Consider the following 17116-nt stretch of genomic DNA (forward strand, 5'->3'; position numbering starts at 1 on the left):
TTTATCCTTTCCAACCTGCCGCCTCTTAACATTTCCTTAATAAAAATAAGGTTACATGAGGCCGCATCCAACGAAGAAGGAAAAAACCACATGAAAGAAAGTGCAGCTATTTTTTTAGCCAAAATAGAAAAAATCCTACCCAAAAAATCCGATCCCCTTCTGATTAAGAAGATTTTAATTGAGTTAAAACTGGATAACCTGGATATAAAAGATAAAGAATTCGCCGAGTTTATAGCCAAAGCGCACATAGATAAAATCGACTTAACCAAACTGACCCTGCACCTTAAGGAAGCGCTGCTCGCGAATGAACCCCTTTGCCAGCTCTTAGCCTTTATTGAAGAAAAAGGCTTGATTGCTGATGCCGACCTTGATGCTATCGCCTCGACACTTGAACTGCAACTGAACATGCTGCTCCTATTTGAAGCTATGTTAGTGACCATGGCTAACAGTAAACACTTTGCTAAAGAAGTGTACGATCATCTAGTCAAATTAAGCGGCAATCGATTTCCAGGCAACCCTCTCGCTGACTTTATTTTTGGCGTACCCTATAATGCCACCTTGTTTGAACGTAAAATGGTTTCCATCAAACCGGTCATGCTGACCGTCCTCTTCCACCGCTCAATGGGTGAAAAGAAAGAAACCCAGGAAGACCTTGACGATTTCATCCGAGAAAACGGTTTATCCGGTTCCAATGCCTGGATTGAAACAACTGAGCCGCACGTGGTATCCGGTAAAACAGTCCCGGTGATGGGGTTAAATATTCTTGAAGCCGCCTGGGAAGACGCAACCGGCCACGCCAGGGACAACGGTGGTAAAGAAAATGCAGAATCCGCTATTGGGCTCATCCAAATCATGGAGCAGCAACAGTATGCCAATCAAATTACAAGGAAACACGGGTTTTATCACTATTTTTAATCGGTAATCTGTTTCTTCATGCCAGTAAAAATAACCCTTTTTTCAAAAACTTTACCTTGCAGAATGCGGATATTATCTTTAAAGAATGGGGTAAGATTAATAAAGAGTACGCTATCCAACAGCTGCACCAGCTTTGCCCCGAGGTACCTGCATCAGCTAAACCCTCTTTAGAAGACGTTTTCGGCTACCATACTCACCTTAATTTCTTAAAACACCTGTACAATTTTATCCGGGACTCCAGTCATTACCGTTTTACGGCTTCTTTTAAGAACCAACAGCCAGGGCCGCAATTCTTTGCACCAGTAAAAACGACCGGTCCCATGGTGTCTTTAAATTAGGAAAAAGCAGAATCGATGAGTCTTTAATCTTCATGGCCTGAAATCTCAGGCCATCTCTGAGATTACATTTTGTGTGATTTTAAAACATCCTGCTGGCAGGATTGCTCGCGCTTGGCCTCTGCAGTCGCCCAAAGGCTTAATGAATGTCCTGGATTGCCTGTCATGGTCGCGGCATATCTTGCCCGCTTACGCAGAGCGGAGTCGCCACATAATTCACCGCATTTGTCCATCATGGCATCGATGGTAGGCAATTTGAATGAATTGCTATTAGCCAGGCCACAACCAAAATAGGCATTATGAATTGAATCGGCTGAATCAAGCTCTCTGTCCTGAGCCAGATACAGTGATTTCCAGAGTGAAAATACCGTACCCTCATACTGGATGCGCCATTCGTTTAAATCTTCATCCTTATTGATTTCAGAAAGCCAGCGGAGTAAATAAAAATAGCCATTGGCTACCAGCAGATAACCTGGGGTTCCATGCCGCTTTGCAAGCCCCTCCTGGTTGTAAAGGATGGCGGCAATATCCTGTATCAATTTCAGATCAGGCTTTTCGACAGCCATAACAATTTCATGAATCCAGGCTTGAGCGGCATGGATGGAGTGGACACTTAACGCCTGACTTAAGTACTCTTGATAACGCTTCATGTCCCCTTGTGTTTTCTCACGCTGAGCCAACAGATAAAGCGTGTGCCCCACCGTTAAATCGGCGTCACATACCCCGTCCTGTGCTTTTAAGGCATATTTGCTGATTGCCTGTCGTCGCGCCTGCCAGAATCCATCCAACTCATTTGTTTTTAGAAGATCATAACTCTCCGGGTATTTTATACAGAACTCTGCGAGTTTGATGGCGCTCCAGGACGCCAACCTGTCAATGACCGCCTCAAACGCTTTCGCGTGCAGCAAATCATCTATAGAAGGGGAACTTTCGTCTGTCATGAGTACCTCAATGGTCAAAACCCGGGAAATATACTCTAATTTAACTACAAATTAACATTCTTTGCACTTATTTTTCCCAACAAGAACAAATAAATATCAAATAATAACCTATATTTACAGTAATCCTTATTCTTCATACTCGATGAGAACAGCATGCCCCTGTCAGAGCAAACCAAAATCAGCATCATTACGCGTTTTCTCACTGAAAACAGTATTCCGCCATTGGATAAAGAACTATCCGATGAAGAAATAAAAACCATGCCCTTGTTTGGCAAACTGAGCAGCAGTCTCGATATGTTGGCTGATTTTGACCCCGTCGTTAATTTTTCTGCCTTGAGCGCAGATATCAATCAGTGGCAATTGCTATCCAATGTGCTAAAAAGTGGTCTTGGTCTTAAGGCAGGTAGCCCATCTACGATCGAAAAGGTAGATTATTCCGCCATGCGGGCCTATACCGATCATCATGCCATCACCCATCTACCGCAACCAGACTATTATCAGCGCGTGCCGAAGCCCAACCCGGGAGCTCAGCAAATGCTCGATCCGCTGATTGACAACGCCCGCAACACACTGGTCAAACTGCTTAAAACATACCCCGAATTTGAAAAATTTGATCCCAATAACAACACAAACATCCAAAAAATTATGGAGATTCTTAAGGGCAATATCAAACAGGCGGAAACCTTTAACGATGACGTGAACCTTGAAAAATTCCGTACGCAACTGATGATATTAGAGGATTTATACAAAATTAATCAATTGAAAATCATCCAGATCCCCAATGAAAATGGCCCTGCTTTAAACTATTGCGAGCTGGCTGAGTCAGCCGGCGGAGTCACTGAAAAAGTGTCATTGATTAGCCTGTCTAAAGTCACAAGCCAATTAACCAGGCTGGTAACAGCCGCACCGACCACCGTTAAGGATTACACCGATCATCGTAATGACTATAAACTCAGTACCCAGGCGATTTTAAAATTACCCAAGCACGGCAAGATTGAAGAGGTTCAGCGCGAAGCCTTAGCCCTTAATTTTTCGCGCCTCTGTGGTCTTGATACCACTCAATCCTCCATGGTGATGTATGGAGGCAAACCCGCCCTGTTTGTTCCTTTTGATGACATTCGGCTGCTTAAGGATTTCGCCCATGGCAAAGTGTTCAAGGCTGGATTGACTGGCTCCCAGACCTATGAACATTACTCCACCATTGACCCGGTCGGTTCTGGTTTGCAATCCAATGTTTTTATTCATGATTTTGGCAAAGGTTTTGGCATATTTTATCTTTGCAGCGATCCGGATTTTGTCGGCGGTTACAATCAAAATAAAGCCTTGCGCAATAACCGCAGCCTTTTTATGTTTGATATGGTGGTCATGCCGGGCGATAAAATGAAGCTCGATAGCCGGTTAAGCCTTCAACCCAATGAATTTTTGGTCAAACATACCCGCCATGGGCAAGGACGAAACCGTACCCTGATTGAAGATTCCTCGTTTCATGAAAAATTCAATAGCCTGATGACCTTGATGCGAAACGATAATCGCATACTGGCCTATCTGGATTTGACCATCAGCAAACATGCCGCACACATTGAGGAGTTGAAAAAATCCCTGGACCATGCTTCCTCAGTCCAGGTGAAAGAAATAAAACAGGAAATCAAGCAGGTGGCCGCTTTACAAAAAGATGCCGAGCTTATCAAACAAAGCATGACCCAGCGCCTCAGCAAAATCATTGAGACATTTCCTGGCTACGACAAAATCAGCTATCACGGCCTGGCTAAAGGCCTTATCCTGGAAAAATTACTCAATAATCCCGCTCTCTTTACGGATGAAGGACGGCCCTACCGTAATCCCTGGACTTACCGCAACGAAATTCAGCTTACCTACATGAAATTTATCCCCGGGCAGGGTAAAGGCGAGGACAAGGTGCTATTAAGCTTTTCATCCATCGTTGCACCGCAAATGGTTGGCTTTCTCAAGCGGCACGGGGCTCCTTCGTTAACCGTCGTTCCGCATCGCAATGAATTTGAGCTCACCCACATGACCATTTCAGTGCAAGATTTGGCAGCTCTTCAGGAAAACATGCTTTACCCTGAAAATTATCTGGATGGACTTTTAAAGACTGACTACCTTAATCTTAACGATTTACAGGCCATTGGCAACGCCTATGGCGAAGGGCACCGTACCCGCATCATTGACTTAATTCAGGATTACAAGCAATTCATGGCCCAAACTGGCGAAAAAGAACCCAGTGTGCACAGTAAATTAAAAGCCATTAATACCGTGGATGCAGAATTGCTTGAATACAGGAATACAGCCAAAGACAAAGGGTTTGCCACTCATGTCCGTAAAAAATTTCAGTTTGAGATCCAGCAGCAATTGCGTAGCATGATTCCCTCAGAGGAACTACCTGACAACCTGGATGAAGCCTTCAGTGCCGCCTTGAAACTGGATCAGATTAGCACCTTCAATCGCGTCATGGAAACCGCCATAGAGACCAAACGCTGGAATTCCAAGAAATTTAAACAATTTCTTCAGGAATGCATTACCCAATATCGACGAGCCACTGATCATGATTTGGCAATCGATGCCAGCAGCAAAGTGGCAAAGGCCGGCGGAGAAGCCATGAACATCTTTAAACTCCCGTTGAAAGCAGTCTTAGCCCCCGTGTCTACAGGCAATAAATCAGAAGATGACAGCCTTCATGCAATCGATCCGCTTGCCATTCAGCACCAACAGCTTGAAGAGCAACGAGAAAAATTAGAAAAAACTGTTTCTATGGCTAATACTAATACTAAAGAGGAGGAAGTAGACGATCTGGAGATATCACCGCCTACTGTCAATGTAGAGGTGAAGTAACAGCACTTTAAAAGGGACTTGAGGAGTGATTATGCCGGTACATGAACGACGACAGCACTTTCGCATCGATGACCAGATTTACTTTGATTACAAGATCCTGCAGCCTGGGGGTTTTTTTTCTGATAAATCAATCACCGATGAGCTATTAGGGCAAAATGGCCAGCGTTACGTGGAAACAACCCAATATTTTCAAAGCCTTGACTACGAGTTGTCTGAACTCACTCAGGAAATCGCTTTGAAAGATCCCACCATGGCTCATTATCTGAATCTTATCAATGCCAAAATTGACCATCTCGCCCATCACCTGTTAATTGGTGAAAAAATACACCTGCGCAAGGTCAATATCAGCTTAGGCGGTATGGCCTTTAAAGCCAAAGACCGTATCAAGGAAAAAACCCGTTTAAAAATAGTGATTTATACTAAACCCAAAATGGTACCTATTATCCTTGATGCCACGGTGGTTTACAGCCAGTTTTTAGGTGAAAGCATGTATAGAACCGCTGTGCAGTTTGAAACCTTAACGAATGAGCAGGAGCAATTGCTGTCGCAGCATATCATGCTGGCCCAGGTCAGATGCCGAGCGGATTAAAATTTAATCACTGCATTGCTGTGTCTGACACAATCCAGCATAATTTGCGCTCCTTTGTTGCTTATTGCAGGTATTAACATGCCCAGACACGTCTTTTGTTCAAAATTAAATCAAGAAGCTGAGGGACTGGATACCCCGCCCTTCCCGGGAGAACTCGGCGAAAAAATCTATCACCATGTTTCAAAACAAGCCTGGACCATGTGGCTTTCCCATCAAACCATGCTTATTAATGAATACCGCTTAAGCCTTATTGATCCCAAGGCACGCGAATTTCTCCTGAAAGAAATGAATAACTATTTTTTTGGCGAAGGCTCCGCCAAACCAGCCGGTTTTGTTCCTGAAGAATAGGTGATGTATGTTTCATGATTTGCTAACTATCCATAGCGAAGTTTTCTCCGCCATTGCCAATCAACAGCCTGTCGTCGTCCTGGAATCGACCATCATTTCGCATGGCATGCCTTATCCTGATAACTTAGCGACCGCCCGTCTGGTGGAACAGCTCATTCGCGAAGAAGGCGCTATTCCGGCGACCATCGCGCTCCATCAAGGAAAAATTCATATTGGTATAGATGAGGAAATCATGGATGGCTTAGCGCAGGCTAAAGGCGTCATGAAAGCGTCACGCCGTGATTTAGCCTATGTGCTAAGTCAAAAGCTGACCGCCAGCACGACAGTCGCCGCCACGATGTACTGCGCTTATTTAGCGGGACTGCCCCTTTTCGCCACGGGGGGTATTGGCGGCGTTCATCAGGGAGTTTTAGACAGTTTTGACATTTCGGCTGACATCATCGAGTTATCATCAACGCCATTAACGGTGGTTTGTTCAGGGGCCAAATCCATTCTTGATTTGCCCAAAACGCTGGAAATGCTGGAAACACAAGGAGTCGCGGTCGTTGGCTACCAAACTGACGAATTCCCTGCCTTCTACAGCCATTCCAGCGGCATTCCCCTGGTTCATCGTTTAGACAGCCCGGAAGCCATTGCCGATATGATGCACTACCAGCGCCGCTTAAACATCCGTAACGGCATTGTGGTCGCTAATCCCATCCCCCGCCATGCTGAAATTCCTGATTCGGATATCACACCCATCATTGAACAGGCACATCGTGAGGCTCAACACATTCAGGGCAAAGCGATTACACCCTATTTATTGCAGCGCATCAGTGATCTCACCGCCGGCCGCAGCCTGACGGCGAACATTGAATTGATCAAAAATAACGCGATTTTAGGCGCCAAAATTGCCATAGCCTATCAAAATCAATTTTTAATAAAAAAATCATAATCCAGTACTTGACTCTGAATCGTTCTCGGAGTTTAATAGCAACCTCTTGGGGCCAGATAGCTCAGTCGGTAGAGCAGAGGATTGAAAATCCTCGTGTCGGTGGTTCGATTCCGCCTCTGGCCACCACGATTTCTTCAGTAAAATCATGGTGTTACCCCAAGCTAAATCACTTCGCTTACCTAACCCTTAAAATCCATTGTGGGACAGAAAATCCAAACAGTCATAAACAAAACACCTTACTTCTTTGAGTTGTTTCTTTCTCTTTTCGATTATTGGGATTGCGCAGTAACGCAAGAACGACCCCACTCTTCTGTTAATAAAATTTACTCTGATACAAAGCTCAACCATTAGACTATCATACGGGCTTTTCGGAATATCATCTTGGATTTCTCGGGTAATTGTTGGCTATTTTTCAAAGGTTTTACAAGATCTTAAAGTTATAAGAAGCGCTAGAGTTCCATTGAATGAATGTGTTCACTCTGCTCTAATAAATGCTTACATCGCTTAATGACAATTTCCTGATATTTTTTTAAATATTTTGCTTCTTTATCATTAATCAAAATAAGTCTGATTTCTTCTTGCAAAGCAACAGTTACTTTTCCAATCAAATATTTTAAACGTTTAGCTACTAATAATCTTGGCAACTGGCATGTATCTGCAAAATCAGCCAACTGATAAGCATTAATATTATTCCCTTCAAATTCATCCCCTAGTGCCATCGCCAAGCCATGCTCAAATTCAGGATACATTTTTATATTAACTAAATCATAAAATGGTGCGAGAGAAATGCCGTTAGCCCCAACAAAAAAACTGAGATTTTTACCGTGAGCATCGCAATTAAATATCAAGATATTAAATAAAACCCAGTCAAGTATTTGTTGCCTGGTTTTTGCAGGATTGATACATTGATTTGCAAAATCAAATAGCTTGGGCAAACTTACCCCATCTCTTATATTGGCCACATCTCGGCTATTTCCAAAATTCTGCTCATACTTATATTCCGGAGGTAAATTCAATGCCTGGCAACCATCTATTACGTGGCGTCTTTGCACTCTATTTGTGGTAATCATTTTCCTATCAAAACGCTCCACCAATAAAGCAGGATGCTGACCAAAGCGTTTCAACTGAACATTAGCAACATTCAATGAACAGCGTTTAGCGAGCTGCATACTTAGATATTCATTTAAAACTAAATAAGATAATTTTTGTTTTTCAAATTTAAGAATATGGGTAGAACACAAGCTGCCTTCTCCAAAACCAAGTTGCTCTTCTTTATTTAACACCACGTTAATTTTATCTTGTACTCCAGCAACTGAAAGACGTGGTTTTCCATCCCAAACCATTAAACTATAGAGATCACGATTATTTAAACGCTCTTCTAACTCCTCCTGAGTTATCAGTCGAAAATTCGCATGTTTAGGAAGTTCTTGATGTGATGGCAAGATCACTAATGATCCAGGTGTATCCAATCCTAAAGCTTGAATAAGTCCAAATGTATTATATTTACTTAAATGAAAAATATTGACTAATACTTCTAAAGGATTTCCTTCGGGTAATAAATTTCGCAGAAATCGCTGCACATTTAATGGTGGAATATCTTCATCTAAAGGTAAGTGTGGAGAAACAGCATATCCTGTCTTTTGCCAATGGGCATTATAATTCCAATACAATTGATCTTCGATAAGCGTGATATGGGCTATTTGATATTCTCCCTGATAGACATCCAAGTCCTGCTTATCTCCAATCATTTTCATCCTCACCATTTTCCATCCATGGCTTTATGTACAGATTTATTCCTAAACCGGAACAAATCTGTAACACACTTGCCAATCGACAGTTCGATTGCCCATGTTCGATTTTCATAAAGGTTTCTTTGGCTACACCACACAAAGCAGCCGCATCCTCTAGCCGTAAATCACTTTGAGTTCGGCGTGCTTTAATGACTTCCCCTAACAATTCTACGGTTAACGGCTGTTGAAGGTTGGGAGTCTTTAATTTTTTAATTTGCTTGGCCATATAATCCTACTAGAGTAGACTTAATATAAGAATTTCGATTTAATTATTCATTAATCCTATTATAGTAGGATTAAATTTAAAAATACAATAACAACCGATTAAAATCCTAACGAAACAGGATTATAGTAAAGATAATAGGTACTTTTAATCCGCATCCTCAACGACCTCTATGGCGCCAACCATCTGTCGATTTAAATAATCCAAAATCCGCTGCATAGGTTTTCTCAATCGCTCCACATGACGCATGATGTATCCTGCGGTTACATCATGCGTCATTTTATGATTGAGTAAACGCTTTAAGGCATAAGCTGGTAAATCAAGACTCTCTGCAGTAGTTGAGATAGTCTGATTTTTGCACTTACACTTTTTCAGTCTTTTATTGCTCAATCATGCTTTTTATTGCACAATATGATTGTATTTTTTCATTCAATAAAGCGCAGCCTTAGATGAGTAAACCTGAAGATCAATCGTTATTTTCCCACCTCCCAAAGGAGATAACGGCGTTAATCTTAAGCCAATCCTCCTTACTCACTAAAGACCCTGTGGCTTTGAGGAAGCTTGAGAAGGAGTTTGATGGTTTTTTTAGTTATGATTTCTGGAAAAAAACCGTCTACAGCTTATTTCCCCATATCACTGTCTATAATCCGCCATCCAAAACCGCCACTCCAGAAGAGGAAAGTCAATTCTTTAAATCGCTGATTCAAAAATAGGCGCCCTGTTTATTAAGTCCATTACAAATCCTGAATTAAAAAAACTCTATCAGGCCATCTTTCGCGACGACCTTCGCCGAGTAAAGGAGATTTTAAATGAATCAAGATTTGATAAAATAGACTTACTGTTGTTTTCGGATGCTATAAGCACCAAGGAATTTCTGCTGCCTGAATTATCCCCTGCCTCGTTAGCGGGCGCTCTGGAACGAAAAGAAATCCTTAGCGCTTTTTATGCGTGGGCTAATGATAATAATACTCCAATTAACCTCTGGTGGGCATGCGCCCTTAATCAATATGCGTTATTAACGCGGAAAAAAGCAGAAATAACCGACTGGAATCAACCGATATTGTATGACGCCACCCTGCTTTGGATTGCCTGTCAAAACGGCCATCTGGACGTGGTGAAAGCCCTGATTAATGCCCGTGCTGACGTCAAAGCATACACCAATGATGGCTCCACCCCGCTTCATATCGCCTGCCAAAACGGCCATCTGGACGTGGTGAAAACATTGATTACAGCCCGTGCTCAAGTCAATCTGGCGCGAACAGATGATGGCGCCACCCCGCTTTGGATTGCCTGCTACAACGGCCATCTGGACGTAGTGAAAACATTGATTACAGCCCGTGCGGACGTCAATCAAGCGCTAACCACTACTGGCATCACCCCGCATGACATTGCCCGCAAGAGGGGCCATACAGAAATCGCTCGTCTTCTCAAAGCACGAGCACAAATGAACGCGCTTGATGAATCCAGTGTGCTGGAGCAATTTAGACATTACGCGTCTAAATTTAATAAGCAGCTCTTCCCCACACACATAGTGCGGTTTTTTGGCTTTCCACTTGGCAATCACTTTGCAGACATTATTCAACAAGCCTTTTTGCAAGAAAAGGAAAATCCGTCTCTTATCGATTTTTTAGGCAGGCTTAAAACCATTGCCGCAGAGAAAAACATCAATTTACGTGCTTATCGTTCAGGCGAGTTAAATGCGCTGCTCACCCTGTCTGAAATGGTACTCGGCGAACCCTTCGAAACGCTTAAGCCGGCTGGCAATGCCGAAACGCAGCAAGCGCCCAAAGGAGCAGGATTCACCCAATGAACCCCCGTGGCTTGTCAAAGGAATGGACAGATTCATTTTTGAGATGAGCTTCAATAAATCAAAGTTCCGTTTTTCGCCGCCCATAGGGTAGTAGTAAGAGAATATAGGCTTCTCATTTGGATAATTTTTGGGCAATACCTTTCTCGTTTCTTGATTAAGTTGTCACCACTGCTTATTTTACAGCCATTATATTCGTTACTTCGATGAGCAAGGGTGTGTGATGGTGACCAGTATGAGCCATAAACATGGAGCCCTTAACCACGAGTTTATTTTGCAATAACCCCTTCCATTGCTGGTATTGTTCTGGAGTCAGCACGAGTTGAAATCGGGATTGGTTTTTTTCCATAATCATTTGTCCCGGATTGTTAAAATCTTCTCCCTGTCCGCAGTAGGGTTTATCGGTGATTAGAATCCAATAGGTTTCTGGTGTATCGCCCTTTTGGATACTTTCATAATCAGGAAGTCCGGCAAAGGTTTCAATATGAATGGTTCCACTTAATTGCGTCTCTTGTCCGGCCACAATACAAGGATCGGAGGTTGCAAAGGCAGAAAAAGAAAACAGACTCAACAATAAATAAAACATCCTATCCATAGCAGTCCTTAATGAATTTATAACTTTTTCTTCAATAACTTATAACAAAACAAGTCCTCATTAAGCTTAGACTATTAACGATCCAACGCGCCACCGTTGGTTTTTGCCACCCACTATAGAATCACGCGCCGTATTAAATATAATTCAGCATTTTTTATCTCTTTTAAAATGATGCTTACTCCCAATCTAAGGCACGCATTAAACCAACTCGAGGACAGAAATAAGCTTATCAAGCAACTGGATTTGTCAGTAAAAGGTGATAAGAAGCAAATTTACAAGCACGTGTTGGCCTTTTGGTTAGAATCCAATATCACACGTAAAAAAATTATCTGGCAGCCATTAACCTCTGGTTGTCAAAGATTCATTGATACCATGTATTGATACCATATATTTATACATCGTTGTATTGGATAAGCAAATGAATAGCCCTCGGGTAAACCATAGTCAGCTTAAATGAATTGTATTTTTGCCAGTCCGAATTAAAAGCTCTCGATATTGTTTACAGTTGAGCCATAAAGATCAATAATAACCCCGATTGTTCCCTTGCTATCAAATAGTAAAAATTAATGCACACTTAACTGGATTCATAGAAAGGAGCTTATGAAGGGCAAACAAGATGAAAGCTGTCTTCGGTTTTTCATTTAATACAACCCATTTGCTACAAGGAAGATTATTAAATAGTAATGACACGTTAAATGTCTTGCTTGACTTAAAAGGTGTAAAATGAAAAAAATAATTACAACTGGTGTAGCATCCTGTTTAATCCTTGCCTCTTTTTCGGTAGTGGCAGAAGACGTAAAGCCTGAGGGTTGGTATGTCAAAGGCTCTTATGAGAACCTCTTTTATAACAATGCCTTTAAATCATTATCCTGGAACACTAAAGACCCTGCTTTCGGAGCAAGTCTAGGCTATAAGTATGGTCGTTTGCGAGGCGAGGGGAAATACAGTTTTCAGCATTTATCGTCATTGGCTAATGCTCATTTATTCAGTGTGAATGGTTACTTTGATTTTGATAATCAAACGTTCTTTTCGCCCTATGTTGGCCTTGGGGTTGGAAAAACCGCTTTTACTCAGGTTAAACACGGGTACAGGATTTCATCAGACGTTCTGCCTGTGGCTTATGTCGGTACAAGGGCTTACCTGAATCAGAATGTTGCTCTTGATTTAGGGTATCAGGCAAGTCTCAATCATCTCTCTTCCAGTAAGGGGAGCGGTAGTGTAACGCTGGGGTTAGCTGTTCATTTTTAAATAAATGTATGCCGTGGCTATTCATTTTTCTTAATTTAAATTGAGCCACGGCATTTCCAGCAGGGAAGGCCTGTGGCTCACTGATTGAGAAAGGTAACTTAAACAATACATCATGCTATAAAATCATTAAAATGATAAACAAGACCCAGATTAAACTGACTGGTTGTTGGGTGTTTAAAGATTAGCAAGCGTAGCCTGTATTAGACGAAGTCGTAATACAGGGTCTATCCCGATCAAGTAATCCCCCTTATAATTTCAATTTGATATACACCTCATCCTCCAACTTAGAGAAACTTTTTCATGGTACGATATCCTAGGTTCCGTAAACCAATTTTAACGCATCCAGATAAGTACTCCAGCCAAATGTAAAAACCCGGAAAAAGCGGTCGTTGTTTTATCAAAACGAGAAAAAATACGTCTAAAATATTTGATTTTAGAGAAAAAAGTTTCAATTATAAATCGCTCTTTGTATTGCTCTCGATCAATTTCCCTTGGTTTTTTCGCGTTCTTTCTGGATGGAATGGTTGCAACGCAGCCTTGATTCTCCAGGGTCTCAACAAACTCTTTTGAATCAGATCCTTTAGCTGCAAGAATATATTCATGCTTTCGGTTTGTACAGGAGCGGCGCTTCATAGAATTTTTTTGTCCAGTACAAAGATGCTTTTGCTTTACTTCTATTCCTTTAATACTGCGTTCACAATTGTCATCTAAAATATAATAAAATCAAAGTGAGCAAATAAAATGCACTTAGTAATCTATTTTTGTGGAACTGGTGACAATGGGGATAGCTTTCCGGAGCAATATGATTATGTCAACAAAGAAGCCGGTGTGCGTACGGTTTTTGTTAAAGGCTGTGATGAACCCGAAGTATGCAACAGTGAGGTATTTCCCAATTTAAAAGGCTTTGCCAAGCGTTTTGTATCCACTTTATTTAAATCTGACGAAATTGATTTAACCTTAAAGGCAGGGAAAACCCCGGATCAAGGGGAAAAAGATGCTCCTAACCAAAAGAAAAAAAAGACCAGGAAGCTCACTGAAAATGAGATTTTAGAAAGCCTGGGTATACGCCTTGATCGCACAGACATTGGCACTGACGATAAAGATAAAAAAATTGAAAGCATCACTTTATGCGGCTATAGTCGTGGTGCGGTTACCTGTTTTGAGGTGGCCAGAGCACTCCATGCAATGAATCCTAAGGTTCCTGTTGATATCGTAGCCAATCAGCCTGTTCCAGGCAATACTTATCAAGGTCCACTCACTAATGCAAGAAGTATTGCGGATTGCAGTGATTTAACCAATCTCCGTAATGTCAGCGTTATTTTAGGGGCTTATACAGGTGAATTGGCCCACGTGAATTTACAAACAAAAAAGCAGCTGCCCAAGTCTTTAAATGCTTATAAAAATACTTACCTGCTGGTTGGTGACCCGCTCTATACAGTGAAAGAGACCGTCAATGACAGCGATCAAAAAGTACGGGAATTTAGTTCGAAGGCTGTTCTTTATTATGTAAATGCTCAAGGAGAAGCCACAAAAGTACCTTACAGGGATCATACTGTAGGTTCGAGACTTCACTCTCTTGATATACACCCAACCAAGGAAAAAAAATATTCCATATCCCCTAATCGATTTAAATCGTTGACTCAAGAAAAAATTGAAGAAAAGGCCTTGTCTTATGAGACCAGCCGCCTTGTCCACCGCGGATTTTTTTCTCAAATCCTACCCAGATTACCTCGCAAGGCGCATCGTGATCTGATTGTCATCCCCCGCGAAAGCCATCACCAGCTCCGGGTCAATGCCCCTTTCGGGGATGAACACATGCACTTACAGATGGCGAGATACCTGAATTCCAGTACAAACTCTGATTCAGGGGAGTCGGGTTTGGTCAAAAAAGGCCACATAAAAATAAAAGAAGAGGAAGCCCGTAAGACCTACAGCTATCACGCCACAGAAAGTGCTAACCCTTTCCCGGTAGCCAGTCAAATGCAGAGCTTTTTTGGTTTAAAAAAGGAGAGCGCTTATCGTTATATCGATAAATTACACCCTGACCGATTAGCCCGCAAAGGCATGGAGTGGCATTCCACCGAAACATTGTTTCAATGGTGGCAACGCCATGATAAAAAAACCTCAGGCTCCCCAACGCCATTGACAAAAGAACTGATCACGCTGCTTAACAGGGCAGGAGACCAACCAAGAGAAGCGTTGCTTAATGAGAAAGACACGTTGCTTACCCTGCTTCGGGAGACCGATCGCTGGCTCGTATTGAAAGAAAATACGTCTACCTCGCGCTATTACCAGGTTGAAAGCCTGCGTGCCCATGTCGTTGAGGCTTTAAAAGAAATTGGGGTTACAGAGGAGAAAATTGCTGATTTAAACCGTCAGGTATTGCATGAAACCGGGTATTTTCTTAAGCATTGGACGGAAGGCAGTCAAGCGGCTTCCTGGTTTAAAACAAAAGAAACCGAGGCATTGGATAGAGCCTTTCAAGAGCATAGTAAGAAAACCCCCTCCAAAGAAAGCGATGAGATCCTTTTAAATGCCATGGACGCTTGGCTTAATATAAAAGAAAAAGCAGGCGGCAAGAGCAGCCGGTACGACCTGGTTCTTGACATGTATGAGCAATTATCTGAGGTTATAGCCAGTTGCGATTACAACCCATCCTTAGCCATGGGCTTTAATATAGGTCAAGGAGTGCACACTTGATGGGATAATCTCCTTGCCTGTTAGCCAAAGCAACGCGTTTGATGTCCTTTAAAGAATAAAATGGGTTGCTTTAGGCGCTATATGCGCGCAATCTAATCATATTGATTCGAAGAAAGTACTGATGAATTGGATAGCAAACATAAGCCACATCCAAAGTGACTAAGGATTACCCAGAAAATCGATCATGCTTAAAGGAAGCCCTTGGGGGTGTCACTGCAATAATTCAACCTTAATCCGACACCACCAGACTAACTGAATCCATCCTCTATTGCTTTTTTTATTTCATCCACATCGACTTCCAATATCACCCGGATGTTATCCGGGATTTCTTCGAGGAGTTTTTGCATGGCTTCTAATAAATTGAAATCCCGGTTGCTGAATGCCAAATCGGCTAATTCTGATAAATAGGCCTTGGAATGGTTAAGGAAAATCTTCCCTTGCGGGTCACTTCTTACATCAATTTCTCCGGCTGTGAAATCATGATTTAACGAGATTTTTCCAAACCCGGACAAGGTTTTTTTTATAGTGTTTTTTTTCGCTGCAATAATAGCCAAAACCAAATCATAAATAATGACGCGTTGTCTTTGTCCCAGGCTTTCCGCATGAAAATAGGGTTTGAGGAAGGCGAGAATAAACTGATTGACCGCATCGGTTTTTTTTGCAATTTTTCCCATAAAATCAACATTATCTACGGTGATTTCATCGATAGCGCCAGGACCGAGAATGGTGAAATCACAAGTGTGCTTGAGTAATACATCTATTGCATGAGGATCGGCATACGCGTTAAATCCAGCCCCTTGTATAGCACCCCGCATTTTTGGGACAGGGAGATTTGCCATCATCAGGATCTTAATCGTCGCCATTTCTTCAGGGAAACGTTGAACCGCTTGAGCCAGATTGGTTGCAGGACCAAGCCCAAGCAAAATCATGTCCGGGTGTGCTCTAGCCGCTGTTGCAATGGCCGCGGGTGCATCCGTTGATAGCTTATCCAGGGGATGTTTTTTTTGACAAGCCCAAAGCCCATCTGGCCCCATGATTAATTTGCTAAAGCTAATGGGGGGAAAAACCAAGGGTTTTTCGGCCCCCATAGTCACGGGTATGTCTTGTCTCTTTATCACATCCAGTACCGTGAGGGCATTGTTTGTGGCATCCTGCAGCGTGCTGTTGCCACAGACTGTGGTCATTCCCAGTATATCGATGTGTTTCTGACGTGCTAACCAGATGATAGCCAGCGCATCATCAACACCCACATCAGAATCAATGAATAATTTAACAGCCTTGTCATGCGCATCCACCATGTGGGGTCCCCTTGGTCAGGCAATATTATTGTTTAATATTAAAAATTTAGATCATCATCACATCGGGTACGGTTCTTCAGGAGATTATCCAGCATATCGCCTACTCGACTGGTTTCATTGTCTGGAAAATCAAAAAAAGAAATGAACTGTTCCCGGTTTACCCAGTGCAGGGATTGGCCTTCCAGACCGAGAATGTTGCCGCTGAATTGCTCAATGAGCCAAACATCATACAACATCTCTTTATCTGCATAATGATAAGGTATTTTAACCAGGGGTTTTGCCTGAATGATTTCAATGCCAATTTCTTCTTTAAATTCACGCTGCAAGGCAGCCAGGGCGTTTTCGCCAGGCTCCACCTTCCCTCCTGGCAATTCCCAGGTGCCAGCCTGCGGCTGATGCTCGCCTCGTTGGGCAATCAGTAGCAGGCCCTTTTTATTGATAATAAGTCCCATCACCGCATGTATCATCTTATCCTTCCATTCTTTTAGAGAGGCAATTTCCCGTGTGAAAAGCCGGTTGACTCCCAACAATCTGAGTTTAAGCGTT

General features: G+C 42.4%; 14 protein-coding genes, 1 tRNA gene and 3 pseudogenes. 10 read left to right on the plus strand and 8 right to left on the minus strand.

The genetic code is table 11. From position 1 onward, the window contains the following. A pseudogene (locus tag Lery_RS01320) lies at positions 1-915 on the plus strand (hypothetical protein); the annotation flags it as partial. A gap of 400 nt (positions 916-1315) precedes the next feature. On the opposite strand, the gene Lery_RS01325 reads toward Lery_RS01320, so the two are convergent. After that, on the minus strand, positions 1316-2191 hold the full coding sequence (locus Lery_RS01325; RefSeq protein WP_058525446.1) for a DUF5630 domain-containing protein: 876 nt from the start codon (positions 2189-2191) through the stop codon (positions 1316-1318). Positions 2192-2344: 153 nt separating this feature from the next. Between Lery_RS01325 and Lery_RS01330 the strand changes: the two genes are divergently transcribed. The 5 genes from Lery_RS01330 to Lery_RS01350 all read left to right on the plus strand — a co-directional run bounded on the left by Lery_RS01330 (position 2345) and on the right by Lery_RS01350 (position 7035). Beyond that, positions 2345-5038 carry a hypothetical protein gene (locus Lery_RS01330; RefSeq protein ID WP_058525447.1) on the plus strand — a complete coding sequence of 898 codons (2694 nt, stop codon included), beginning with the start codon at positions 2345-2347 and terminating at the stop codon, positions 5036-5038. A 31-nt stretch (positions 5039-5069) separates the two neighbouring features. Then, the gene (locus tag Lery_RS01335) at positions 5070-5627 is read left to right on the plus strand and encodes a PilZ domain-containing protein (protein ID WP_058525448.1); all 558 of its coding nucleotides are present in this window, start codon (positions 5070-5072) and stop codon (positions 5625-5627) included. Positions 5628-5705: 78 nt separating this feature from the next. Continuing rightward, positions 5706-5975, plus strand: a complete 270-nt coding sequence (locus Lery_RS01340) for an oxidative damage protection protein (RefSeq protein WP_058525449.1) — start codon at positions 5706-5708, stop codon at positions 5973-5975. A gap of 7 nt (positions 5976-5982) precedes the next feature. Then, positions 5983-6909, plus strand: a complete 927-nt coding sequence (locus Lery_RS01345) for a pseudouridine-5'-phosphate glycosidase (protein WP_058525450.1) — start codon at positions 5983-5985, stop codon at positions 6907-6909. 50 nt (positions 6910-6959) lie between these two features. Continuing rightward, positions 6960-7035 (plus strand) — tRNA-Phe (locus Lery_RS01350). A gap of 323 nt (positions 7036-7358) precedes the next feature. Here the strand turns inward: Lery_RS01350 and Lery_RS01355 are convergent. The 3 genes and pseudogenes from Lery_RS01355 to Lery_RS15565 form a co-directional block, all read right to left on the minus strand. Then, the gene (locus Lery_RS01355) at positions 7359-8663 is read right to left on the minus strand and encodes a HipA domain-containing protein (protein ID WP_058525451.1); all 1305 of its coding nucleotides are present in this window, start codon (positions 8661-8663) and stop codon (positions 7359-7361) included. After that, a complete protein-coding gene (locus Lery_RS01360; RefSeq protein ID WP_058525452.1) occupies positions 8644-8925 on the minus strand; it encodes a helix-turn-helix domain-containing protein in 282 nt (93 codons plus the stop codon). The genes Lery_RS01355 and Lery_RS01360 overlap by 20 nt, the downstream gene beginning before the upstream one ends. Positions 8926-9069: 144 nt before the next feature. After that, positions 9070-9273 (minus strand): annotated as a pseudogene (locus tag Lery_RS15565) (integrase); the annotation flags it as partial. Positions 9274-9371: 98 nt separating this feature from the next. Here Lery_RS15565 and Lery_RS01370 point away from each other — a divergent pair. Together Lery_RS01370 and Lery_RS01375 are read left to right on the plus strand one after the other, a co-directional pair. After that, positions 9372-9635, plus strand: coding sequence for a hypothetical protein (locus Lery_RS01370; protein WP_058525454.1), 264 nt, complete (start codon positions 9372-9374; stop codon positions 9633-9635). Between the two features lie 128 nt (positions 9636-9763). Then, on the plus strand, positions 9764-10732 hold the full coding sequence (locus Lery_RS01375) for an ankyrin repeat domain-containing protein (protein ID WP_058525455.1): 969 nt from the start codon (positions 9764-9766) through the stop codon (positions 10730-10732). 172 nt (positions 10733-10904) lie between these two features. On the opposite strand, the gene Lery_RS01380 is transcribed toward Lery_RS01375, so the two are convergent. Beyond that, positions 10905-11324: a DUF4431 domain-containing protein gene (locus Lery_RS01380; RefSeq protein ID WP_082657091.1), complete on the minus strand. Its 420-nt coding sequence runs from the start codon at positions 11322-11324 to the stop codon at positions 10905-10907. Positions 11325-12047: 723 nt separating this feature from the next. Here Lery_RS01380 and Lery_RS01390 point away from each other — a divergent pair. Then, entirely contained in the window at positions 12048-12572 is a 525-nt protein-coding gene (locus Lery_RS01390; RefSeq protein WP_058525458.1) for an outer membrane beta-barrel protein, read from the plus strand. Positions 12573-12905: 333 nt separating this feature from the next. Here Lery_RS01390 and Lery_RS01395 read toward each other — a convergent pair. After that, positions 12906-13166: pseudogene (locus tag Lery_RS01395) on the minus strand (transposase); the annotation flags it as partial. 147 nt (positions 13167-13313) lie between these two features. On the opposite strand from Lery_RS01395, the gene Lery_RS01400 reads away from it, so the two are divergent. Beyond that, a complete protein-coding gene (locus Lery_RS01400; RefSeq protein ID WP_058525460.1) occupies positions 13314-15272 on the plus strand; it encodes a hypothetical protein in 1959 nt (652 codons plus the stop codon). A gap of 248 nt (positions 15273-15520) precedes the next feature. On the opposite strand, the gene Lery_RS01405 is transcribed toward Lery_RS01400, so the two are convergent. Further along, complete coding sequence (locus Lery_RS01405; protein ID WP_058525461.1) at positions 15521-16570, minus strand: nucleoside hydrolase; 1050 nt, start codon at positions 16568-16570, stop codon at positions 15521-15523. Between the two features lie 38 nt (positions 16571-16608). Beyond that, on the minus strand, positions 16609-17037 hold the full coding sequence (locus Lery_RS01410; RefSeq protein ID WP_058525462.1) for an NUDIX domain-containing protein: 429 nt from the start codon (positions 17035-17037) through the stop codon (positions 16609-16611). Positions 17038-17116: the final 79 nt, after the last annotated feature.

It is taken from the genome of Legionella erythra (assembly GCF_001467615.1).
GTDB classification, from domain to species: Bacteria; Pseudomonadota; Gammaproteobacteria; order Legionellales; family Legionellaceae; genus Legionella_C; species Legionella_C erythra.